The following is a 23682-nucleotide window of genomic DNA, read 5'->3' as shown; positions in this document are numbered from 1 at the left end:
TTAAGGTCCCGGCTCGCTCAACCGGCCGAGGTTGGGCAAGATGTCGGGGATGGATGACGTTCCGATTCGTGACGACTCGATCCGGTTGGGCCAGTTCCTCAAATTGGCCAATCTGATCGAGTCGGGCGCGGAGGCCAAGGGTGTGATCGCCGACGGATTGGTGTCGGTGAACGGCGAGGTGGAGACCCGTCGGGGTCGGCAGTTGACGCCCGGGGATGTGGTGGAGGTCGGCGGCCTGCAGGTGCGCGTCACCCGCGGGTGAGGCGCTACGCGTCCAGCATTCGGATGATCAGGCCTGAAGCCGGCGGAGTTCGGCCGGGGTGATGAGGCGTTCCGCTTCGGCGGGGAACATTCGTGCCGAACGTCCGCGACCGAGTCGGCCTACGGCGATCGAGCTCAGCTTCGAGCTTCGGCGGGGACTTGAGGACGCATTGGACAACCTCATGACCAATCACTTCCCTGTTTGTTACATCGGACTCGATCTTCGGCTTACTGTAGTGGCTCGGAGGTCCGCACCCAAGCTCTACGACCAGTGATGTCAGTCATTCATGTACATCGATGATCGCACGCACAGCGTTACCTCGCTGGTAGCGACGCCCGCTGAGCGGAACACGGATCCTCCGGCGCCCCGGATGATCTCGCGGTGTGCTACGCGAGCCGTGCCAGGTAGTTGTGCGCCCACCCGACCGCGGTCACGCCCGGTCGCACTCCGAACGCCGCGTAGTTTCCGTGTGCCCCCGACTGCAGGAACTGGTTGAACGACCGGATCTGCTCGCGTGCGCGGGCGTTGCCGAGTTCTTCGACGATCTTGCCGGGCCCACCGAGCGTCATGAGCTCGGCGACGATGACCCCGGCCTCGCGCTGGTATTGCGCGATCTGGCTGGGCGTGGGATCACTCGTCTCGGCGAGATAGCCGGCGATGCGGGTGATGTAGTAGTCGCGAGGGACGTTGCAGTAGAGGTCGGAGGGTTCACAGATCGTGAACGCCCGCGGTGCGAGCCATCCCATGCCGTTCAACCTGGGGCCGCCGCTGCCCTGCCCGGTCAGTGGCGGACCGATCAGGTTGTCACGTGTGGAGCGCCGCGGATCGGCGATGAGCACGACCCCGGCGACCTGCCCCGGTCGGATCGCCGCACGACCGGTGCCGATCTCGGACGCCAGGTCACCCGCGGCGTCGGCGCCCTGGCTGTAGCCGGTGAGTGCGATTCGCGTGCGCGGACACCGCCGCAACATGGTGACCGCCAATCCGGTCGCATTGGCCACGGCCTGCGCCTTCGACTTGCCGTAGACGGCCTTCTCCCACGGAAACGCCGTCGCGTCATATCCGACGAATTGCACACGCGTCTCGGGTCCGAGGCCGGACGTGACGTCGCCCATGATGCCCGGACTCGCGCCGTTCGCCCAGGTGCCGGGGATCGCCAGAACATAGAGTCTCGGACATCCACCGGGTGCAGCGCTCACCGTCGGCGCCACGAGCACTGCGGTTCCCATCGCCACCACCACGGCCATCGCCGCTGTCACGAGTATTCGCAGCAGACGCATAGTCGCCCCTCCCAGTCGCGCCGGCACGCGTCGTCTCCAGAGTTTAGGGCGTGACCCATCCGCTGTCGGCGCGGTGCCGAATGATCAGAGAAAGCTGCTGGTCGTCTTGATGCAAAGGAGCCATTGTGGTCGACGTGACCCGGACGTTCACCGTCGAACGCACGCGCGAGGACGTCGTCGCGTACCTCCGCGATTTCGCCAATGCCGCCGACTGGGACCCCGGAACCCAACAGTGCGAGCAGATCGGTACCGACCCGATCGGCCTCGGCACCCAGTGGCTGAACACGTCGAAGCTGTACGGCGTCACCACGTCTCTCACCTACGAGCTGATGCGCGACGAACCCGACCGCCTGGTGTTCACCGGCCGGAACAAAACGGCCACGTCGACCGAGGACCTGATGTTCGGCACCGCCGGTGATGCGGCGACGATCATCACCTATCACGCACATGTGCAGTTCAATGGTCTGGCCCGGTTGGGCGACCCGCTGGCACAACTCGCATTCACCCGCCTTGCCGACTCGGTCGAGCAGCAGATGCGACGGGCGTTGACGCGCGTCTGACCGACAGGTCGCACACGAGGCGTCCGTCAGTCGATGACCGGCGACTCGAGCACCGCCTTGGCCAGGTAATGGGCATCGGCAGGCAGAGTCGGGCCGCGCAGGACGTCGACGCGGACGAGTCCGTTGACCACTCCGAGCGCGAGGTCGACGAGTGTCTGCGCCTCGTCCCCGTTCAATTCCGGGCGGCACATCTGGAGGAGCCTGCGCCATTCGCCGATGTAGTCCAGATAGGTTCGGGTCAGCGCCGCCAGTTCTTCGCCGTCGAGCATGATGGTGTGCGACAAGCACACCGCGATGAGATCCCAGTGTGCTTGTGCGAAACGGGCATAGCCGGCCAGCAGTTCGTCGAGAGCCTCGAGAGGATCGGCGGTCTGGACAAGGACATGGCCCAACTCCAACCACATCGCATCGAAGGCGCGATGGAGTCCGCAGACCAGGATCTTGCGTTTGCTGTCGAAATGGTTGTAGACACTCGGTCCGGCGATCCCGACCGCCTCACCGATGTCGTCGAGGCTCACATTGGCGTACCCGTGCACGGCAAACATCGTGATCGCCGTGTTCAGCAGCGCCTCGCGCCTGGCCAGCGGCAACAGATGTCCGACTCCGTCCACGGGTGTCGGACGGCTGTCGAAGAACGCCGGCGACTGATGCACTGGACCGCGGCGTTGGCCGGCTCGCACAACGGCATTGGCAGCCGACAGCAGCATTCGCGGACTGTCCCCGGGCGGCACCGGCAGCTCCCGGTGGCCGGGCCAGTTCACCACCGAGAGCACCGCCCACGCCGTGACATAGGGCGTCACCGAGTCGAGTTCGGCGTCGCGTGCGGTGACTTGGGTCAACCGTTCGGCGATTCGTTTGATGCGGATACGGAGTGCGTCTCGTTCGGTGGGACACAGATGGCCCTTGTCCCTACTCCAGAGCAGATCGAGGGCCTGTGAGTCGGTCGCGACATACACGAGGCTGCGGGTCATCTCGAACGGGTCGTCGATGTCGGCGATGGCGTCCTCGTACCGGCCCACGGATTCGTCGAATGCGGCGACCAGCAACTCGTGCTTGTTGCGGTAGTGGCGGTACAGCGCGCTCGGCACGATGCCCACTCGCGCCGCGATGTCACTCATCCCCACGGCGTGGTACCCGGACGTCTCGAACAACTCCGCCGCGGCGGCGAGAATACGCTGTTTACGGTCCTTCGGACGGGTACGCCGGTCCGTACGGTCCGCGGGCGCTGTGGTCAATTGATTTCCTGTCGGTCGAACGCCCTACATGCCCCCAGAACTGGGGTCATCCTCACCACTGTGCCCTAGTTTTGGCATTTCGGGTACGACCGAGAGGGATCCTGTGTCGCCCGCGACCAAATCGGCATCTTGCCGGCGGCCTCGTTGCAGGTCGATAACTATTCCAGACTATTGATTCCGCGTTGCCCACCGGTGGTGTATCGGCGCGACTTTGCTACCGGGCCCCGGCATGCGGGGGCGCCACAGGTTCCTCGTGCAACAACTTGGCGACAGGGGTGTCGGTGGCGCTGTGCGCCGCGATCGAGAGGATGACCGTAGCGGTCACCAGCGCGAAAACGTCGGTTGCCGAGTCGATTCCCGACGACAACACCAGCAGTCCGTAGACCACGCTGGCGAAACCCTTGGGCCCGAACCACGCCGCGGCCAGTCGTTCGTTGCGGGGCAGACGGGTGCCGATGAGCGCCAGCATGACCGGGACGGGACGTCCCACCAGCAGCACGAGGGCAGCGAACACCCACCCGGAGGCACCGACGGATCGCAGCAACTCCGCCGTGATCAACGCACCGAAGGCCAACAGCGCCGCGTTCTTCGCCAGCTCGCTCACCAGTTCGCCGACCGGAGCGAACGACTCCGACGCCGCCGGGCTGACCGTGGCCAGCGTGATCCCGGCGGTGAAGGCCGCGATGTAGGGATTCGCCCCGAACTGCATCGAGGCGACATACAGCAAGACCGCGATGGCCAACGGCCCCACGGACGCGGCACGCGGCGTCACCCCGAACACCGGCAGACGCACCAGCGCCGCCCCGATGAGCGGCGCGAGAACACCCAGCGCCACGCCCAGCAGGATCTCGAGAACAACCGCACCCACCGAGGTCTCCTCGCCGGTGAGCTCACCGCCGAGCGTCCCGATCAGCACCAGCACCACAGGCAGTGCGAGCCCGTCGTTCAAGCCGCTCTCGATGTTCAGCAGGCTGCGCAGCCGCCCGGGCACGTCGTCGCGGCCCACCAGTGCCGCTGCGAACACCGGGTCCGTCGGCGCCAGAATCGCACCGAGCAGCATCGAGGTGGTCCAGTCCAGCCCCACCAGCCAGTACGCCAGTGCGCTGACGACGAGAAAGGTCAGCGGCATGCCGATGAGCAGGGCGCGAGTGGGATCGGCCCACTGCGTGCGCAGTTTCGACAGCGGCGCCCGCTGGCCGTCGGCGAACAGCACGGCGAACAGGGTGGCCGACGCGATGTCGCGCACCGCGTCGGTCCCGAGGTGTTCGGCGTCGAGTACCAGCGGTCCGGCCACCAGTCCGGCCGCCAGAAAGATGCCCGATGTCGACAGCGGGCTGCGGGCCGACAGGTTCGACAGCAGGACCGCAGCCAGCAACGCCACACCGAACGTCGTGGCGAATGCCGTCATCGTCTGGCTGGGATCAGCGCTGCGCGACCTGCGTCGGATAGATCGGTGCCGGCAGGTCCGAGTGGCCGGCGAGGAACGCGTCCGCCGCCGCAGCAGCTGCGCGGCCTTCAGCGATGGCCCACACGATCAGCGACTGGCCCCGCCCGGCGTCACCGGCGACGAAGACACCCGGCTGACCGACCGCGGCGAAGTTGTCGTCGCGCTTGATGTTGCCGCGCTGGTCGTACTCGACGCCCAGCTTGTCCAGCAGGTCGGCGCGTTCCGGTCCGACGAAGCCCATCGCGAGGAGCACGAGGTCGCATTCGAGCTCGAAGTCAGAGCCCTCGACCTTCTCGAACTTGCCGTCGCGCATGGCCACTTCGTGGGCACGCAGGTGGGTGACCTTGCCGTTCTCGCCAGCGAACTCCTCGGTGTTGACCGAGTAGACGCGCTCGCCGCCCTCCTCGTGCGCCGACGACACGCGGTACATCAGCGGGTAGGTCGGCCACGGGGTGGACTCGGCACGCTCGATCGGCGGCTTGGGCATGATCTCGAACTGGTGCACGATCTCGGCACCCTGACGCAACGAGGTACCCAGGCAGTCGGCACCGGTGTCGCCACCGCCGATGATGACGACCTTCTTGCCCTTCGCGGTGATCTGGCCGTCGACGGTGTCGCCGAGCTGAATCCGGTTGGACTGCGGCAGGAACTCCATCGCCTGGTGGATACCGTCGAGCTCGCGTCCCGGGATCGGCAGGTTCCGGCCGATGGTCGACCCGTTGGCCAGCACGATCGCGTCGAAGTCGGCGCGCAGCTGTTCCACGGTGATGTCGACGCCGACGTTGACGCCGGTCTTGAAGACGGTGCCCTCGGCCTCCATCTGCTCGAGACGGCGGTCGATGTGGCGCTTCTCCATCTTGAACTCGGGGATCCCGTAGCGCAGCAGCCCGCCGATCCGGTCGGCCCGCTCGAACAGCGTCACGTCGTGCCCGGCCCGGGTGAGCTGCTGGGCGGCGGCGAGACCGGCGGGTCCCGAACCGACGACCGCCACCGACTTGCCGGTCTTCATCGACGGCGGGATCGGGGTGACCCAGCCGTTCTCGAAGGCGTTGTCGATCAGCTCGACCTCGACCTGCTTGATGGTCACGGCCGGCTGGTTGATGCCGAGGACGCACGACGCCTCACAGGGCGCCGGGCACAGCCGCCCGGTGAACTCCGGGAAGTTGTTGGTGGCATGCAGCCGTTCGATGCCCTCCTGCCACCGGTCCTTGTAGACCAGGTCGTTCCACTCGGGGATCAGGTTGCCCAGGGGGCAACCGTTGTGGCAGAACGGGATACCGCAGTCCATACACCGACTGGCCTGCGTCTGCAGGTCCTTGTGGTCGAAGTCGGTGTAGACCTCTTTCCAGTCCAGCAGTCGCAGCTCGACCGGGCGGCGGTCGGGCAGGTCCCGCTCGGGGTGCTTGAGGAATCCTCTGGGGTCAGCCACGTGCGGCCTCCATGATCGCTTCGTTCACGTCTCGTCCATCGCGTTCGGCCGCGTCGATCGCCAGCAGCACACGCTTGTAGTCGCGCGGCATCACCTTGGCGAACCGCGACTTCGCCTCGTCCCAGTCGTCGAGGATCGCGGCGGCGACGGGCGAATCCGTCTCGGCGCGATGCTCGTTGACGATGGCGGCCAGGAACTCCACGTCCTCGTCCTCGAGCGGCTCGATCTCGACCAGTTCGGCGTTCAGGTTCGCGGCGAGCTGGTTGTCGGGGTCGTACACGTAGGAGACGCCGCCCGACATGCCGGCCGCGAAGTTGCGTCCGGTGGCGCCGAGCACGACGACCCGACCACCCGTCATGTACTCGCACCCGTGATCACCGACGCCTTCGACGACCGCGGTCACGCCGGAGTTGCGGACACAGAACCGCTCGCCGACCACACCTCGGAGGAAGATCTTGCCGCTGGTCGCACCGAAGCCGATGACGTTACCGGCGATGATGTTGTCCTCGGCGACAAAGCCTTCCGGGGCGTTGCGGGCCGGACGCACCACGATCCGACCGCCGGAGAGTCCCTTGCCGACGAAGTCGTTGGCGTCACCCTCGAGGCGCAGCGTGATGCCCTTCGGGACGAAGGCGCCGAAGCTGTTGCCGGCCGACCCGGTGAAGTCGATCATGATGGTGCCGTCCGGCAGTCCGTGTGCGCCATAGGCCTTGGTGACCTCGTGACCCAGCATGGTGCCGACGGTCCGGTTCACGTTGGTGATCTTCGAACTGAAGGACACCCGCGTTCCGTGATCGATCGCCTCCCGACTCTGCGCGATCAGCTGCTGATCGAGCGCCTTGTCCAGGGAATGATCCTGAACGCCCGAGCAGTAGAGATCCTGGTTCATGAACGGCGATTCCGGCGTCGACAGGATCGACGTCAGATCCAGCTTGCCCGCCTTCGACGAACCCCAGTGCGCCAGCGCCTTCTCGGTGTCGAGGGCCTCGACGTGGCCGACGGCCTCCTGCAGCGTCCGGAAGCCGAGGCGGGCCAACAGCTCCCGCACCTCTTCGGCGATGTACAGGAAGAAGTTCTCCACGAACTCCGGCTTGCCGGTGAAACGCTCACGCAGCAGCGGATTCTGGGTCGCGACACCGACGGGGCACGTGTCGAGGTGGCAGACCCGCATCATGATGCAGCCCGACACCACCAGCGGCGCGGTGGCGAATCCGAACTCCTCGGCACCGAGCAACGCGGCGATCACGACGTCGCGGCCGGTCTTGAGCTGACCGTCGACCTGCACGACGATGCGGTCGCGAAGACCGTTGAGCAGCAACGTCTGCTGGGTCTCGGCGAGACCGATCTCCCACGGCGCACCGGCGTGCTTCATGGACGTCAGCGGGGTCGCACCGGTACCGCCGTCGTGTCCGGAGATGAGCACGACGTCGGCGTGCGCCTTGGAGACGCCCGCCGCGACGGTGCCGACACCGACCTCGGAGACAAGTTTCACGTGAATCCGAGCCTGCGGATTCGCGTTCTTCAGGTCGTGGATCAGCTGGGCGAGATCCTCGATCGAGTAGATGTCGTGGTGCGGCGGCGGCGAGATCAGTCCCACGCCCGGGGTCGAACCACGCACCTCGGCCACCCACGGGTAGACCTTGTGCGGCGGGAGCTGGCCGCCCTCACCAGGCTTGGCGCCCTGCGCCATCTTGATCTGAATGTCGGTGCAGTTGGTCAGGTAGTGCGAGGTGACACCGAACCGGCCGGACGCGACCTGCTTGATCGCGCTGCGGCGCCAGTCGCCGTTCTCGTCGTGGTGGAAGCGACGCGGATCCTCGCCGCCCTCACCGGAGTTGGACCGGCCCTTGAGCCGGTTCATCGCGATCGCGAGGGTCTCGTGCGCCTCGGCCGAGATGGAGCCGAAGCTCATCGCGCCGGTGGAGAACCGCTTGACGATCTCGCTGACGGGTTCGACCTTGTCGATCGGGATCGGGTCGCGGTCACCGAAGTTGAAGTCGAACAGCCCGCGCAGCGAGGCCATCTTGGCCGACTGGTCGTCGACCATCTTGGTGTATTCCTTGAACACCTTGTACTGCCCGGTGCGGGTGGCGTGCTGCAGCTTGAACACGGTGTCCGGGTTGAACAGGTGATATTCACCCTCACGGCGCCACTGGTATTCGCCGCCGACCTCGAGCTCGCGGTGGGCGCGCTCGGTCGGGCGGTCACTGAACGCCAGGGCGTGGCGGGTCGCGACGTCGTCGGCGATCTCGTCGAGCCCGATGCCACCGAGCTGGCTGTTCAGGCCGGTGAAGAACTCGTCGACGGTTGACTGCGACAGGCCGATGACCTGGAACAGCTGGGCGCCGGTGTACGAGGCGAGGGTGGAGATACCCATCTTGCTCATGACCTTGAGCACGCCCTTGCTGGCAGCCTTGATGTAGTTCTTGCGGGCGGTCGCGAAGTCGAGGTCGCCGAGCATGCCCCGCTCGACCATGTCCTCGATGGACTCGAACGCCATGTACGGGTTGACCGCCGCCGCACCGAAGCCGACGAGCGCGGCAACATGGTGCACCTCACGGCAGTCCCCGGACTCGATGACGAGGCCCACGCGGGTGCGGTTGCGTTCCCGCACGAGATGGTGATGCACCGCCGACGTCAGCAACAGCGACGGGATCGGCGCGTAGGTCTCATCGGACTCGCGGTCCGACAGCACGATGATCGTCACACCGTCGGCGATGGCGGCGCTGACCTTGGCCCGGATCTCGTCGAGGGCCTTGCGCAGCCCTGCGCCACCCTCGGCGACCGGATACAGGCCGTGGATGTGGGCGCTGCGGAAGCCGTGCACATCGTTTTCCTCGATGCGGACCAGCTTGGCGAGGGTGTCGTTGTCCAGCACCGGCTCGGGCAGCACGATCTGGCGGCACGATTCCGGGCCCGGATGCAGCAGGTCGGCCTCGGCACCGATGGTGCCGCCGACGCTGGTGACGACCTCTTCGCGGATGGCGTCCAGCGGCGGGTTCGTGACCTGCGCGAACATCTGCTGGAAGTAGTCGAACAGCATGCGGGGACGCGCCGACAGCACCGCGACCGGGGTGTCGGTGCCCATCGATCCGATGGCCTCGGCGCCGGTCTTCGCCATCGGCGCGACCAGCAAATTGAGCTCTTCGTTGGTGTACCCGAACACCTGCTGACGCAGCGTCACGCGGTCGTGTGCCATGTGCACGTGCGGCAGCGGTTCGACGTCGTCGATGTGCACCAGGCCCTTGTCCAGCCAGTCCTGATACGGGTGCTCGCCGGCGAGCTCGTCTTTGATCTCCTCGTCGTCGACGATACGGCCGGCTGCAGTGTCCACCAGGAACATGCGGCCGGGCTGCAGACGCAACTTCTGCACGACGTCGGCGTGGTCGATGTCGAGGACACCGACCTCCGACGCCATCACGACGAGACCGTCCTTGGTCACCCAGATGCGGCTGGGACGCAGACCGTTGCGGTCGAGCACCGCACCGACGACGGTGCCGTCGGTGAAGCACACCGACGCCGGGCCGTCCCACGGCTCCATCAGCGCCGAGTGGTACTCGTAGAACGCCCGGTGCTCGGGCTTCATCGACTCGTGACGCTCCCACGCCTCGGGGATCATCATCAGCACCGCGTGCGGCAGACTGCGACCACCGAGATGCAGCAGCTCCAGGACCTCGTCGAACCGCGCGGTGTCCGAGGCACCCGGGGTGCAGGTCGGGAAGATCTTGTCGGCGACGTCGGCGGCTGTGACATTTGCCCCGCTCGCTGCGCTCCCGGTGGCGCCGAACGATGAGGCGTCGATCAGCGCCTCACGGGCGCGCATCCAGTTCTCGTTGCCGGTGACGGTGTTGATCTCACCGTTGTGCGCGATGCGCCGGAACGGGTGGGCCAGCGGCCACGACGGGAACGTGTTGGTCGAGAAGCGCGAGTGCACCAGACCGAGCGCGCTCTCCACCCGCGAATCCTGCAGGTCGAGGTAGAACTCGCGCAGCTGCGGCGTGGTCAGCATGCCCTTGTAGACGAAGGTCTGGCCCGACAGGCTGGGGAAGTAGACGGTCTCGCGGCCCGGGCCGTCGGCGCCGGCACCCTTGTTGCCGAGTTCGGCCTGCACGCGCTTGCGCACGACGAACGCCTTGCGCTCGAGGTCCATGCCCTCGGCCCCGGCGATGAACACCTGGCGGAACGTCGGCATCGCGTCGCGGGCGAGAGCACCCAGCGAGTTCTCGTTGGTAGGCACCTCGCGCCAGCCCAGCAGGCTCAGGCCCTCGGCCTCGATGATCTTCTGCACACCCTCGGTCGCGGCCTTGGCGTCCTCGGAGCCCTGGGGCAAAAACGCGATGCCGGTGGCATACGAGCCCTCGGCGGGCAGCTCGAAGTCGACGGATTCGCGCAGGAACCGATCCGGCACCTGGATCATGATCCCCGCACCGTCGCCGGTGTTCGGCTCGGCGCCGGCGGCCCCGCGGTGTTCGAGGTTCACCAGCGCGGTGATCGCCTTGTCGACGATGTCGCGGCTGCGACGCCCGTGCATGTCGACCACGAAGGCGACACCGCAGGAGTCGTGCTCGTTCGCCGGGTCATACAGCCCCACGGGGCCCGGAGCATGCTTCATAAGTTCGCCTCACTCTGTGCGCGACGCTGCGCACGCATTCACCCTCGTGTGTCCTCATTCCTCGAGGACACTTCACGTCTGTTGTTGGGGACGCCGACCATCGGCCCTGGTGAAACCCTCCCGAATCCTAGGGCTGACCTGGGAGTTCCCGGGGTCACATGGTCGTGTCCGTGCCAGCGCCGTTGCTGGCGGCGCACCCGGTCCGATCGGCTCGTCCCGGCACCACCCTGCTTACGCGAAAGCATTGTCAGCCATTTTCTCACGGCGGGTACCGAGTATCGAAATCCGGATAGCACAACTGTGACAATTGCGCAGCTCATGCTGGGTGAAACGATGCCCCGCGGGTGCCCGATCGTCTACCGTCGACGCTGTGGTCGCGTCCATGCCCGAACAACGTTGGCAACCGGTCGGCCCGGGGTCATTCCGGTCCCGTGCCGTCAACGGCTACCTCACCCGGGTCACCGCGCCGATGATGGCGGCCGGCATGCGTCGCTCGGGACCCTCACCGGCGATGATCTCCGCGATGCGACCCGGTCTGAACCGCTCCCTGGTGGCGCTGTCCCCCGTTCCCGCCGGAACGAGGATCGAGACCGTTCGGGAGATCGTCGACGACGGCCAGGTGCGCGGGGAGTGGGTGGCGGCTCATCCCGGGTCACTGACACCGGACCGGCCGGCCGATTCGACGATCGTCTACTACTTACACGGAAGTGGTTACGTCGTCTGTTCGGCCCGCACGCATCGCGGACTGGTCGCACGGCTGTGCAAGCGGACCGGTTTCTCGGCCTTCAGCCTCGACTACCGCCTCGGGCCCGAGTACGCCTTCCCGGCGGCCGGTGACGATGCGATCCGCGGCTACCACTGGCTGCTGGCACAGGGGTACCGGCCCGAACGGATCATCGTGGCGGGTGATTCGGCCGGCGGACATCTGGCCCTGGATCTGCTCGCGGACAATCATCGGGGTGGGATCGGCCAGCCGCGCGGGCTGGTGCTGTTCTCTCCGCTCTATGACCCCACGTTCGAGCTGGCCGTCGCGAACCAGCGCCGCGGGGTACATGATCCCATCATCGAAGCTGTTTCGTCCCAACGGATTCTGCGGCTCTACACCCGTGGCGCGGCGGCCGATCACCCACGGATGCGGATCACGCTGGCCCCGGAGATGGCGGTTCCGCCCACCCTCATCCAAGTGGGTGCGCGCGAGGTGATGGGCGACGACGCGCGCGCCACCCATCGCGCGCTGCGAGACGCCGGAGGTGATGTGCGACTACAGGAATGGCCCGGACAGGGCCATGTGTTCCAGATGTTCCCGTTGTTCTCCCCCGAGTCACGGCAGGCGTTGGGAGAGGCCGCCGCATTCATGATCGGGCTGTCACCTCAGGACTGAACGTCGCGCCCCCACTCCGATCCATATCCCTGTCGGTCGGCGGTCGACGCGAGCCGCCGGTCGAGCCCGGGAGGCCAATCCCGCTGGGCCAGTTCGTCGAGTTCGGTCAGGCGCCGACACACCGGCTCTCGCTGGTCGTCGGCGCACTCGGCGAGCAGGGTCTCGAACAGCGCCCGCAAGCGCCTCTGAACCTGCGCCTGCCCTCTGCTCTGCCTGCGGATCTCGTCGGTCCCGATCGCCACGTAGTCCGACCAGGTCCGGCGGATTCCGCCGACGCCGGTCAGCGGCGTAGCCGATTCCGCACGCACACGCGGTGCCAGCATCAGTAGCAGGTCCTCGGTGTGATCGAGAGCATGAACGGACGTACTCGGATCGTTGACCGCGCTCGACAGGGCCTTGAGCGCGATGTCGGAGATCGTCTGGAGCGCGGCGGTGGGACTCACGGACGGCTGATGGGCATCGCCGAAGTAGAGGCAGCGCAGCAGCCGCGCCGTGCTCACCCGGGACAGGGCACCGCGGACCTCGATCACCGGGACACCGTGCGGCACATGGTCGCCGACCGACACGAGGAGATCGATCTGCACGCCCCAAGCGGCCGCATATCGCTGGAGCCGATCCACGTTCACAGCGAGCAGGACCCGGCCGCGCGACGGGATCTCCCGCAGCGCCACCACCATCGCCGACTCCCCTTCGTGCCTTTCATCCGGCGGTGTCGACCGGACCGGGTCATCGGCTGCGGAATCGACGTCGAGTCCGTCGTCGGGGTACTGCCGACGAACTGCGGCCCGCCCGTCATTCGCGATCCACCGCAGCAGATGCGCCGTGTTCAGCAACCGGCCGACCTTCACCACCAGGGCGATGAACAGGTAGGCGCTCACCGTGGTCATCCCGAACGCGATCGCGGTGGACAGCCCGGGCGTCGGGTCGGCGGGATCGCCCACCGACAGTTCTATCGCGATGATCACGCTGTAGACGAAGGTGGCCAGAAAGAATCCGATAGACCACCGCATGACGGGTTCCCGCTGCAACATCGGGATCACCCGCACGGAGATCGATGTGCCGCCGAACTGCATCGCGAGCGTCACGGCCGTGAACACCAGACCGGTGAGTGTCGCCATCGATCCGGCGATCACGCTGAGCAGCGTCGCCAGCGTCCCGGAATCCACCTGGAGTTCCAGGAACTCGTCGAAACCGATGGTCACCCATGCGGCGACGATCGCGAGGGTCACGAGCAACACCGGGAGCCGCCAGGTCGGCACGGTCCGCAGCTGTTTTCGGGTGCGGCGCCAGCGGATCGCCGACGCGATAGCGCCGGGAACATGTTCGGGCGCCTTCGGCTCGATGGGCTGCGGCAGGGGTGCCGGCGGTGTGTCGGGTACCCCGAACCGGCCTGCGACCGCCTCTTGGACGACGATCTTCCAACGCATCAGCGGTTTTCGGAAGCGCTCTTCCCGATCGGTCGCCTTCGCCAGTTTCCGTGGCCGGGTGCGGTAGCGCCACCGCGCCCACGGTGAATGCGGCCGGGCCACGCGGATCGCGCCCACCAGGATCAGGAGCGGGAAGAACAGACCGACCAGGCCGGTCCAGATCTTGCCCTTCAGGAGGGTGATGATCGCCAGCGCCACATTCACGCCGACACCGAGGATCACCCCCACACGTGACGCGGCGTCCGCCGCATCGTTGAACTGTCCCACCGCGTCGTTCACCCCGAACGGCTGCAGCCCCACCAGGAACAGCAGACCGATGGCGATGCCGACGAAGACCGCGTCGATCGAGGTCCGGCCCTCTTCGGCCCAGTAGACGTCGCGCAGGTGCAGCAGAAGCGCGAATTCGTCGAGGACGAGCGCTGCCCCGATACCGAACAGCGCTGCGAGGATGCAGTCGACGACCGGGGTGCGGAACGGGTCCACGGCGACGAATCCGAAACCGGACAGCAGCATCAGCATCATCCCGAAGAACACGTGATGTACGTGCACACCCCCGGGCGTCACGTTGCCGGGCCACCAACTCACCTCCGCGCGGATCATCCGCACGCTGAACCGGATGAACAGGAAGGTGAGGATGAAGGCGACCAGCAGGAAGAACAGCGGCAGGCGCCCGCTCTCGACGATCGTCCGATCGAACCAGGCGCCCATGGTGGAACCCTACTGCGCGGCACGGTATCGGGCCGGTGAATCCGATGGCGGCTGATTCAGCGCCGATCGGGCCGCGACCACCCTATTCTGAGCCGATGGACCGCCTCGTGACCGTGGTCGTCGTCGACGACCATCCGTTCTTCCGCGACGGGGTGGCGCGCGGCCTGGCCCAGAGCGGACGGGTACGCATCGTCGGCGAGGCCGGCGACGGAGCGAGCGGACTCGAGGTGATCCGCCGCGAGCAACCCGACGTGGCGGTCGTCGACTACCAGATGCCCGGCATGACCGGCGTCGAGGTCGCGCATGCGGTCGCCCGCGACGCGCTCGGCACCAAAGTGCTGCTGCTGTCGGCGATCACCGACGGCCCAATCGTGTTCCAGGCGCTGCAGGAAGGCGCCGCGGGGTACCTGGCGAAGGACGCGGACCGCGACGAGATCGTCGGTGCGGTCACCCGGGTGGCGAAGGGCGAGACGGTGGTTCCCGCCGAGTTGGCCGCGGGGTTGGTCGGCGAGATCCGGATGCGGTCACAGTCGGACGCGCCTGCGTTGTCCGAGCGAGAGCGGCAGGTGCTCAACGGGTTCTCCCGCGGGCTGTCGATCCCGCAGGTCGCCGCCGAGCTCTACATCGGCGCGTCGACGGTGAAGACCCACACCCAGCGCCTGTACGAGAAGCTCGGGGTGTCCGATCGCGCCGCGGCGGTTGCCGAGGCGATGCGTCGTGGCCTCCTCGAATAGCCCGGCGCCGCTGCTCGGCCTCGCCGAGCTCGCCGACGAACGACGAATCGACACGATCCTTGTCGCTCACGCGCTGCAGGGCATCCGGATTCAGGTGTTGCTGCGCCTGCTGTTGGCCGGGTTCGTGGTCGCATCGGTGGCGTTGGAGCCGCCGATCTACTCGGCCGAACTCTGCATTGCGATCGCGATCGCCTACCTCGTGTGGTGTGGCCTGGGTGCGGTCCTCGTGCCACGCGGCGGAATGCTCGCGATCCGATTCTCCTGGCTCACTCTGCTCGTCGATCTGCTGGCGCTCATCACCGTCACGGCCGTGGCCAGTCAGTCGGACCAGATCAGCTGGACCACCGATGTTCTGGTGACCGGATTCGCCATCGTCCCGATGATCGCCGCGATCGGTATGCGTCCGTTGGTCTGTGCGGCTGTGGTGGTCCCGACGGTGGTGGCCTATTTCGTGGCGAACGTGATCGCACGCGTCCCCAATGGGCGCCCGTGGTCGGTGATCCTGCTCGACACCTTGGTCATCGCGACTCTCGCACTCGGTGCGGTCCTGTTGTCGCGGCTGCAACGTTCGCGGGTCGTGACCATCGGTTCGTTGGCGGCGCAACGCAGCCGACTGCTCGACGATGTGATGCAGATCGAGGAGCGCGAGCGTCTCGAGCTGGCCGAACACCTGCATGACGGCGCACTCCAGTACGTGCTGGGAGCCCGTCAGGAACTCGCCTCGCTGACCGATGGGCCTCCCGACCCGGAGATCGTGCAGCGGATCGACGAAGCGCTGCGGACGTCGGCGCGGTTGCTGCGCTCCACACTCGGCGAGCTCCATCCGGCGGTTCTGGAGCAGGCGGGACTCGGCGGCGCGCTCGGCGACCTGGCCGCGTCGGTGGAAGCCCGTACGGCGCTGACGATCTCCGTCGACACGGTCGGCTGGCCGCAGGGTTTGCGATCGTCGGCCGACGCCGTGCTGTTCGCGTCAGCGCGCGAGCTGCTGACCAACGTGGTCAAGCACGCGCGGGCCACGACGGTCGAATTGACCGCCGAGGTCGACGATGGCCGGGCGCGCGTCGTGGTGATCGACAACGGTGTCGGCATCGACACCGGAGTTCTCGACGGGCGGTTGGCGGACGGGCACATCGGTCTGGCGTCGCGGCGGGTGCGGCTCGAAGGGCAGGGCGGTTCGCTGTCGGTCGCCCGTCACCCCGCCGGGGGCACGGTCGCCATCGCCGAGATGCCGCTGCCCGAGCCCCGCTGAAACCGGATCAGGCGAGGCACCCGACCGCTGCCGGTGTCCCCCGATCGGTGGACGTCGGCGTCAACCGGTGTATCCGCTGGTCGGCGGAGTTTCGCGAGGACCTGTTCACGGGAGAGTTCTAGGTGTCACCAGGACAACCCAGTCCACACCGGACATCAACACACCACCGAGGGAGAACACCATGAACACCACCACCCGCCGCATCGCCGCCACCACCGCCGGAGTCGCCGGAATCGCCGCCGTCGTCGGCATCGGGCTCGCCGGAGCGGGCGCCGCCAATGCCGGCACGATGCCTGTCACCCACCCGGGTGAGCCGACGATCGCGATGACCATCACCAACCACACCGACAAGCCCGAACACCTGATCAGCTCCGGTACCAGCGGCAACGGCGTCTGGGTCAACGGACCGAAGCAGACGCTGGCGCCCGGTGCGAGCGAGACCATCACCGCGGTCGCCCCGCAGGGCACCAAGCTCGCGGTCAACGTCGCCTACCGGATCGGCGTCGGCGGCCCGACCGCCACCTACGAAGTCCTCAACTCGCAGTCCAACACCAACACCGGTACCAGCGGCATCTCCGGTCCACACGCCGCCCAGTACTCGTTGGACCATCACTTCACCAGCCACTACCCGGCCACCAACGTCGGCTTCGACCTGTGGTGAGAGGAGGACGCCCACTTGCCACACCCGGAACGCAGGCCCGCGACGATCACCGTCGCGGGCCTGCGTCGTCAGCCGACTCCGCCGATCACGAAGTCCCGGAACCGGGCTGCCGCATCGGGTAACGGCCGCGGCCGGAACCACGTGAGCCCGATCTCGCGGGACTCCCCCGCCAACGGGATCAGCACGACGTCACCGCTGCGATCGGCGTCGTCGACCGGCACCACACCGATGCCCAGCCCGGCGCCGACCAGCCCGGTGATGGTCGCCAGCTCGGCCGACTCGAACGTGATCGTCGGCGCGATGTCGGCGGCGGCGCAGAGCTCGTCGAAGATGCGCCGCATGCCGTATCCGCGTTGCATGACGATGAATTCCTCACCGGCGGCCTCGGCGAGTCCGATGCCCACCCGATCGGCGAAGCGATGGCCCCGGGGGACGACGAGGGCCAGCTTCTGCTGGGCGATCGCAAACCACGCCATGTCGGTGCGCATCGGTCTGGGCGACACGATCGCCAGGTCGGCATCGCCGCCGGCCACATGATCGACGACCGTCGCCGCCGCATCCTGGGTGAGGGTGAACCGCGCCCGCGGATTGGTGTCGCGGAAGCGCTTGATCAGGTCCGGCACGAGTGCGATCCCGAACGAATGCAGGAATGCCAGCCGCACCGCACCGTGGGCGGGCGTGCGGAGGTCGTCGATCTCTCGTCGCGCCGTGTCCAACTGCACTCGGGCGCGGCGCGTGCGCTCGAGGTAGATCTGGCCGAAGCGGTTGAGCACGAGGCGGCGCCCGTGCCGATCGAACAACGCGACCCCGACGTCACGTTCGAGGCGGCCGACGAACCGGGACAGCGTCGGCTGCGACACGTGGATCTGCTCGCCGGCGGCGGTCAGGTTCTCCGCCTCGGCGATCGCGATGAACCAGTCCAGTTCGTCGTGCATCCAGCGATGCTACCTGCTGCTATTCAGATATGAATGAACTGAGCACCATCGATTCATTTTGAGCAACAGCCGGTCGGTGTGACGCTGGATCTCGATGACCACTACCGCCTCTGTTCAGCACCCGACCACCCGGCACGCACTCGGGTCAACGGGATACCGTCGCGCCACCATCGCACTGTTCGCCGCCGGGATGACGACATTCATGGCGCTCTACTACGTACAGGCACTGTTGCCGGAGTTGTCGGATCATTTCGGCGTCTCACCAACAAGTTCAGCACTCGCCGTGTCGCTGACCACCGGATTCCTGGCCGTCGCGATCATCCCGGCCAGCGTGTTGTCCGAACGGTACGGCCGGGTGCGGGTGATGGTGACCTCGGCGCTGGCCGCGTCGGTCATCGGGATCGCCCTGCCGTGGTCACCGACGATGGAGGTGCTCCTGACCGGACGTGCCCTGCAGGGTGCCCTGTGCGCCGGGGTTCCGGCGGTCGCAATGGCCTATCTCGCCGAAGAGGTCGACGGCGCGGCGCTCGGCACAGCGATGGGCCGCTACGTCGCCGGCACCACCATCGGCGGATTGACCGGCCGACTCATTCCGGGTTTCGCCGCCGACATCGTCTCCTGGCAATGGGCACTGGAGATCGCGTGCTTGGTATCGCTCGGATTCGCCCTGGCCTTCTGGCGCACCGTGCCCGCGTCGCGGTTCTTCACCCCACAGCCGGTTTCCCCGAAGTCGACCTTACGTAACCTCGCTACCCACCTGCGCGACCCCGGCCTGCTGCCGCTGTTCGTCCTGGGCTTTGTGCTGATGGGCGGATTCGTGACGGTCTACAACTTTCTGGGCTATCGCCTGCTGCGGGCACCCTTCGACCTCAGCCAGGGGGTCGTCGCCGCGGTTTTCTTCATGTATCTCGCGGGTACGTTCTCGTCGACGTACGCCGGACGAATGGCCGATCGCCTCGGTCGGCGGCAGGTCCTGATCGTCTCGGTCGCCACCATGCTCGGCGGTCTCGCGCTCACCGTGCCGGATCATCTTTCGCTGGTGCTGGTCGGGATGCTCCTGTTCACCGCAGGCTTCTTCGGCGCCCACTCGGTCGCCAGCGGGTGGGTGTCCGCGCGGGCCACCGAGCATCGCGCCGAGGCGTCATCGCTCTACCTCTTCCACTACTACCTCGGCAGCTCCGTGGTGGGTGCGCTTGGCGGACTGGCGTTCTCGGCATTCGGGTGGGCGGGCGTCGCGGCGTATGTGGGAGTGCTCGCGGTGATCGGGTTCGGATTGGCGATCGCCGGCGGGGATGCTCGCGCACCACAATGATCTCCAGCCAAAGGACTTCCAGCTAAGGTCCGTTGGATGGATGCGATCGCTTCGAAGCAACGTAACCAGCCTGCGCCGCCGGCCGTGGTGTTCGACGACCTGATCTCACCGAACAGGCAGCCGAGTCGGCACTGGTTGCATCTGCTCGATGACGAGATCCCTCCTGTCGTGCTGGGTTCAGAACGACCCTCGCATGTGGTGTGGTCGTCGCTGTGGACGATGCGGCTTGATGCGCAAGTTGTGTTCGACCTGAGTGAGAACCGTGGTGGCACGGACCTGCGGTGGACGTTGCTCGTCGAACCTCCGGTTCCTGACGATCGCCAGTTCCGCCACTTGTGTCAGCGCATCGGCACCCTGATCAACGCCACCCTGCGATACACGTACGGGCAGTGAGAAACCCATTGAGCTGACCCCGGAACTCAGAACGGTGGTGGGTTCTCTTTGTTCCAGCGGTCCATTTCACGTTTCTCCGCACGCTTGATCTTCGCTGCGCGTTGGGAGCGGATGGCGTCGATGCGTTGACGGGCCGGGTCATCCGGCGGTCGGGGCTTGCGGGACAGGGACGCGAACAGGTCGGCTCCGGTGAAGGCGTTGCCCAGGTAGGTGTGACCGGTGGGTGATTGGAAGAACACCTCGCCGAGGGGATCGTGGTAGTCCCGCCATCCGACCGCGAACGTTTTCATTCGGTGATGAAATCGGCACAGCGGCTTGAGGTTTCGAGGTTCAGTCCGCCCGCCGTCGGCGAAGGGTATGTCGTGGTCGACGTCGGTGTGGAAGGCGGGGTTGTTGCAGCCGGGGAAACTGCAGCACAGTTCGCCGGATCGAATCACGTCGGCGACCTTCTTGCTCGGGGCATACCGATCGATCTGCACCACATCCGATGTCAGACCGGGCGCAACATAGGAACGCCGCGCCTCGGCCAGCAGCGCGCGGGCGGTATCGGCGTCGATCACCCCGTGACCGTCGAGAAACGCGGGGTCGTCATCGTGGCCGAGCAAGGTGCTCAAGTTGACCACGATGTGAAAAGCCGGGCGCGGTGCCACAGCACAATCAGCCGGATCGGCCCCGGAGTCAGACGCGGCAGGCGGATGTGCGTCGGCCGCTTCGGCTTCGGTCTGGGCCTCAGCGCCTGTCTCGATACTCGTGCCGGCGCCGGTGTCGGTGTCCGAGCCACTATCGGTGCCGGTGTCGGCCCCCGAGTCGCTGTCAGGGGCGGTGTTCTCGTTGTCGGGCGTGCACGCCTTGCACCGGCAGGCGAGAGTGGCAGCACCATTCGCCAGTGCGACCAGCGCATCGGCGCGGCGTTGGCCGGCGCTGCGGGGATCGTCGGGGTGCACGGAAGCAGCCATCGCGCTCAAGCGAGCGTCGACGGCGGCTGCCTGCTCGGCGGGTAGGGCACCGCCGATGCGCGATTGCCCGGGGGTGTGGCGGTCCGGGCGCACACTGATGTTGCGGTCGGAGTCCACCAGGTCACGGCGCCGACGGGTGGCGGCGGGATCGTGGGTGGCGATGTGTTTGTCGATCATCGCCAGGAACCGCGTCATCGACATCGGTTCGCGGGTTTCGATGTCGGCGGCGATGATCTTGTCGAGCACCTCGAGTTTCTCCGGGTCGCACAGCGCGGTGCGACGCACGACTGCCAGAAAGCGGGTGAGGTCGATGCGGCCGGCGCCGAGAGTGCCACCGATGAACGGCAGCTGGTGGCGCAGTACGCTACCGGCTTCGATGAGTTCCCGCGCCCGCGCCGGTGGCACGGTCAGTGCGGCGCCGACCTCGGCGATCGCCGCCTCGAGCCCAGTGGGACCGAAACGGGCGCGGGGGTTCTCCCCGGCAGCAGCCCGCTGGGCGAGGCGCTCGAGGTTGGCGAGTGAGGTCGACCCCTCACCGAGCCCTGCCGCGAGCCGCACGAGGTGATCTTGTTCGCGTTCGTCGTGGATGAGGCTGGCGGCCTGCAACATACGGTAATCGGCGGCCGCGCGCACGGCGTTGCTGTGATGGAGCACCTCGACCAACTCCGTGGCCGAGTGCTGCTCATCGTCGGCCATCTGGGCCAACACCGGTGCGCTCGATTGCATGACACCAAGTTATCGGCACCCACCGACAAGATCGGTCCGCTCGGCCCATCCGCGACCGCCTGTGGAGAAATGCGCGACAGGACAACCGAAACCACACACCTGAGCCAACCGTACCTGCGCCGCCTGCATCAGTTGCTGCCGTCTGTAACGCCGGAGACGCTCACGTCCAGTGCTCCGTGATCGCCTCGATCACCGCGATGATGGCATCGGCGTCAGCGTCCGGCGCACCGTCCGCCTGCACGTGAACGTCCTCCCCGAGCAGGTCGATGATGTGTTCGGCGTACCGCTGGTCAGGGTCGGCCCGGGACTCCAATTCGGCGACGGCGTCCGGACCTGCGTGTGCGAGAACACTCGTGCGGATACGTGCCCGCTGGTCATCGGTGAAAGGTTCCAGAAACCGCATCAGTGCCTCCATCCCGCCCGGTTGCGGGGCCAGCATGTCACGACCTGGCCGTGATTGTTCAGCACCACCGTCGCATTGCGGCCGATGTACCGAAAGGTCGTTCCGTGTCGGCCGCCTTGCCGCACGACCCGCTGTGGATGACGGACCGCATCGCGGAGTGCGGCGTCGTTGACACCGTGACCGTCGCGACCGAGTCGGTTCTGCTGACCGTGTTCGGTGTAGCCGGTGATCTGCTTGGGCGCGGCCGGCGGTAGCGCCGGACGATGCTTGGCCGGCGGTAGCGCCATGCACCGGGCCCGCCATCTCGCCTGTTCGGCCCGCAGCGCGGCGGCTTCCGCGTTGTAGGCATCTGACTGCGCCTGCTGCTGCGGTATGCGGAAAACGTGCGGCCGCGCGTTGTGCGCCTGTATGCGTGCCGCCAACGACTGCCCCTGCTGGGCACACGACGCAGACGGCGCGGCATCCGCGACGGCCGCGACCGTCGGCGCACCGGAACACAGCAGACCCACGAACAGGAGTACGACCACCCACACACGACGAGTCACCCTGAGCCACCTCTTCGATTCAGAAGTATTGCGGCAGAGGCATCTTGGATGATGCATGCCGGATACCGGCGGACCGCCGATCATCTGGGAATGACCGTAGCGGCGGCGGCGCGGCAGCGGCATCGTTCACGCGACCGATCGTCCGCCCGACCGACCCCGGGAACAAAAGGCACGGGTGGAATGATCGAGCCGTGAGCACAATCGTCTTCGTCCATGCCCATCCCGACGATGAGGGCACGGGCACCGCAGGCAGCATGATCCGAGCGTCGCGCGAGGGTCACCGGGTGGTCGTCATCTACTGCACCGACGGTGATCCGGGCGACGTCCCCGACGATCTCGCGCCCGGCGAGACGGTGGCCAGCCGACGACGCGGTGAGGCAGAGGCCTCGGCGGCCATCACCGGCACGGCACGGGTGGAGTGGCTGGGCTACGCCGACTCAGGGATGACGGGCTGGGCCCAGAACAACACGGACGGGGTCTTCGCGCGCGCGGACATCGACGAGGCAGCGCAACGTCTGGCCGACCTCTTCGACGACGAGCGCGCCGACGTCGTCGTCGGCTATGACTGGCACGGCGGCTACGGCCATCCCGACCACATCATGCTGCACCACACCACGCGTGCCGCGGTGGAACTCGCGGCGAAGCGACCCCGCTACCTCGAGGTCACGATGAACCGGGATCTCATGCGACAGCTCTTCATCCTCACCACCGAGATGGGCATGGAGGGATTCGACCCCGACACCGCCGGCGACGACGGCAATCCGATCGGCACACCCGAGGCCGAATTGCACTGGGCCGTCGACCTCGGCGATGACGTGATGACCAAACGCGAGGCGCTCGCCTGCCACGCCAGTCAGAGCGACGTCAAACAGATCCTGGCCATTCCGGTCGAGGCCTTCCCGATCGGATTCGGCACCGAGCATTACATCGAACCCGGCCGGCCACCCGGCATGGTGCGGGGCTGGTGGCTCGACGACGTTCCGACCGGTTAGCTCAGATCGGCACCCCGTCGCGGCGGGCACGCCTCGAGCCAGGCATTCTCCGTCTCATCGAACACCCGCGAACGGGCAAGGAACCGAACGCCTTCCGGCGCTTCGAGACTGAAGCCGGCGCCGCGCCCTTTGGTCACGTCGATGATCATCTGGGTGTGCTTCCACAGCTCGAACTGGTCGCCGTTGATCCAGACCCGGACATCGGGGATCGGCTCGGCGAGTTCGATCTCGCCGACGAGCACATCCCGTTGCCCGACACGGTATTCGCCTGCGGGATAACACATCGGGGCAGAGCCGTCACAGCACCCACCGGACTGATGGATCATGAGTCCGCCGTGCAGCTCCGACAATTTCGTCAGGAGCTGCACGGCGGCGTCTGTGGCGACCACCCGATCAGGACCGTTCTGTTCTGACACGGGGATCAAACCTCTGCTT

Annotated in this window: 20 protein-coding genes; 9 read left to right on the top strand and 11 right to left on the bottom strand. The window is 66.9% G+C overall.

The features are described from left to right. Positions 1–49: 49 nt before the first annotated feature. On the top strand, positions 50–262 hold the full coding sequence (locus ACVT6V_RS04365; RefSeq protein ID WP_489898590.1) for an RNA-binding S4 domain-containing protein: 213 nt from the start codon (positions 50–52) through the stop codon (positions 260–262). A 386-nt stretch (positions 263–648) separates the two neighbouring features. On the opposite strand, the gene ACVT6V_RS04360 is transcribed toward ACVT6V_RS04365, so the two are convergent. Further along, entirely contained in the window at positions 649–1491 is an 843-nt protein-coding gene (locus ACVT6V_RS04360; RefSeq protein ID WP_489900702.1) for a cutinase family protein, read from the bottom strand. Positions 1492–1667: 176 nt separating this feature from the next. On the opposite strand from ACVT6V_RS04360, the gene ACVT6V_RS04355 reads away from it, so the two are divergent. Beyond that, entirely contained in the window at positions 1668–2102 is a 435-nt protein-coding gene (locus ACVT6V_RS04355) for an SRPBCC family protein (RefSeq protein ID WP_489898589.1), read from the top strand. A 26-nt stretch (positions 2103–2128) separates the two neighbouring features. Here the strand turns inward: ACVT6V_RS04355 and ACVT6V_RS04350 are convergent, their stop codons facing one another. The 4 genes from ACVT6V_RS04350 to gltB all read right to left on the bottom strand — a co-directional run bounded on the left by ACVT6V_RS04350 (position 2129) and on the right by gltB (position 10825). Next, the gene (locus ACVT6V_RS04350; RefSeq protein WP_489898588.1) at positions 2129–3337 is read right to left on the bottom strand and encodes a TetR/AcrR family transcriptional regulator; all 1209 of its coding nucleotides are present in this window, start codon (positions 3335–3337) and stop codon (positions 2129–2131) included. Between the two features lie 214 nt (positions 3338–3551). After that, complete coding sequence (locus tag ACVT6V_RS04345) at positions 3552–4745, bottom strand: cation:proton antiporter (protein WP_489898587.1); 1194 nt, start codon at positions 4743–4745, stop codon at positions 3552–3554. A gap of 13 nt (positions 4746–4758) precedes the next feature. Continuing rightward, positions 4759–6213, bottom strand: a complete 1455-nt coding sequence (locus ACVT6V_RS04340) for a glutamate synthase subunit beta (protein WP_489898586.1) — start codon at positions 6211–6213, stop codon at positions 4759–4761. Next, the gene (gene gltB, locus ACVT6V_RS04335; protein ID WP_489898585.1) at positions 6206–10825 is read right to left on the bottom strand and encodes a glutamate synthase large subunit; all 4620 of its coding nucleotides are present in this window, start codon (positions 10823–10825) and stop codon (positions 6206–6208) included. The genes ACVT6V_RS04340 and gltB overlap by 8 nt, the downstream gene beginning before the upstream one ends. A gap of 382 nt (positions 10826–11207) precedes the next feature. Between gltB and ACVT6V_RS04330 the strand changes: the two genes are divergently transcribed. After that, entirely contained in the window at positions 11208–12206 is a 999-nt protein-coding gene (locus tag ACVT6V_RS04330) for an alpha/beta hydrolase (RefSeq protein WP_489898584.1), read from the top strand. Here the strand turns inward: ACVT6V_RS04330 and ACVT6V_RS04325 are convergent. Beyond that, complete coding sequence (locus ACVT6V_RS04325; protein WP_489898583.1) at positions 12197–14341, bottom strand: DUF2254 domain-containing protein; 2145 nt, start codon at positions 14339–14341, stop codon at positions 12197–12199. The two genes, ACVT6V_RS04330 and ACVT6V_RS04325, sit on opposite strands and share 10 nt — an antisense overlap. 95 nt (positions 14342–14436) lie before the next feature. Between ACVT6V_RS04325 and ACVT6V_RS04320 the strand changes: the two genes are divergently transcribed. The 3 genes from ACVT6V_RS04320 (at position 14437) to ACVT6V_RS04310 (ending at position 16985) form a co-directional block, all read left to right on the top strand. Then, positions 14437–15075: a response regulator gene (locus ACVT6V_RS04320; protein ID WP_489898582.1), complete on the top strand. Its 639-nt coding sequence runs from the start codon at positions 14437–14439 to the stop codon at positions 15073–15075. Then, a complete protein-coding gene (locus ACVT6V_RS04315) occupies positions 15059–16324 on the top strand; it encodes a sensor histidine kinase (protein WP_489898581.1) in 1266 nt (421 codons plus the stop codon). The genes ACVT6V_RS04320 and ACVT6V_RS04315 overlap by 17 nt, the downstream gene beginning before the upstream one ends. Positions 16325–16505: 181 nt before the next feature. Beyond that, a complete protein-coding gene (locus tag ACVT6V_RS04310) occupies positions 16506–16985 on the top strand; it encodes a hypothetical protein (RefSeq protein ID WP_489898580.1) in 480 nt (159 codons plus the stop codon). Positions 16986–17053: 68 nt separating this feature from the next. Here the strand turns inward: ACVT6V_RS04310 and ACVT6V_RS04305 are convergent, their stop codons facing one another. Then, positions 17054–17920: a LysR family transcriptional regulator gene (locus tag ACVT6V_RS04305; RefSeq protein ID WP_489898579.1), complete on the bottom strand. Its 867-nt coding sequence runs from the start codon at positions 17918–17920 to the stop codon at positions 17054–17056. 94 nt (positions 17921–18014) lie between these two features. Between ACVT6V_RS04305 and ACVT6V_RS04300 the strand changes: the two genes are divergently transcribed. Then, positions 18015–19232: an MFS transporter gene (locus ACVT6V_RS04300; protein WP_489898578.1), complete on the top strand. Its 1218-nt coding sequence runs from the start codon at positions 18015–18017 to the stop codon at positions 19230–19232. A gap of 36 nt (positions 19233–19268) precedes the next feature. Beyond that, positions 19269–19625, top strand: coding sequence for a hypothetical protein (locus ACVT6V_RS04295; protein ID WP_489898577.1), 357 nt, complete (start codon positions 19269–19271; stop codon positions 19623–19625). A gap of 26 nt (positions 19626–19651) precedes the next feature. Here the strand turns inward: ACVT6V_RS04295 and ACVT6V_RS04290 are convergent, their stop codons facing one another. From ACVT6V_RS04290 to ACVT6V_RS04280, 3 genes are all read right to left on the bottom strand, one after another. Next, a complete protein-coding gene (locus ACVT6V_RS04290; RefSeq protein WP_489898576.1) occupies positions 19652–21307 on the bottom strand; it encodes an HNH endonuclease signature motif containing protein in 1656 nt (551 codons plus the stop codon). 160 nt (positions 21308–21467) lie between these two features. Next, a complete protein-coding gene (locus tag ACVT6V_RS04285) occupies positions 21468–21710 on the bottom strand; it encodes a hypothetical protein (RefSeq protein ID WP_489898575.1) in 243 nt (80 codons plus the stop codon). Next, a complete protein-coding gene (locus ACVT6V_RS04280) occupies positions 21710–22255 on the bottom strand; it encodes a hypothetical protein (RefSeq protein WP_489898574.1) in 546 nt (181 codons plus the stop codon). The genes ACVT6V_RS04285 and ACVT6V_RS04280 overlap by 1 nt, the downstream gene beginning before the upstream one ends. Before the next feature lie 191 nt (positions 22256–22446). Between ACVT6V_RS04280 and ACVT6V_RS04275 the strand changes: the two genes are divergently transcribed. Next, positions 22447–23247 carry a PIG-L deacetylase family protein gene (locus ACVT6V_RS04275; RefSeq protein ID WP_489898573.1) on the top strand — a complete coding sequence of 267 codons (801 nt, stop codon included), beginning with the start codon at positions 22447–22449 and terminating at the stop codon, positions 23245–23247. Here the strand turns inward: ACVT6V_RS04275 and ACVT6V_RS04270 are convergent. Then, positions 23244–23663 (bottom strand): DUF779 domain-containing protein, encoded by a 420-nt coding sequence (locus ACVT6V_RS04270; protein WP_489898572.1) that lies wholly within the window; start codon positions 23661–23663, stop codon positions 23244–23246. The two genes, ACVT6V_RS04275 and ACVT6V_RS04270, sit on opposite strands and share 4 nt — an antisense overlap. Between the last annotated feature and the right edge of the window lie 19 nt (positions 23664–23682).

This window comes from Gordonia sp. LMA167, assembly GCF_058130025.1.
This window is presented reverse-complemented; position numbering and strand designations above follow the sequence as displayed.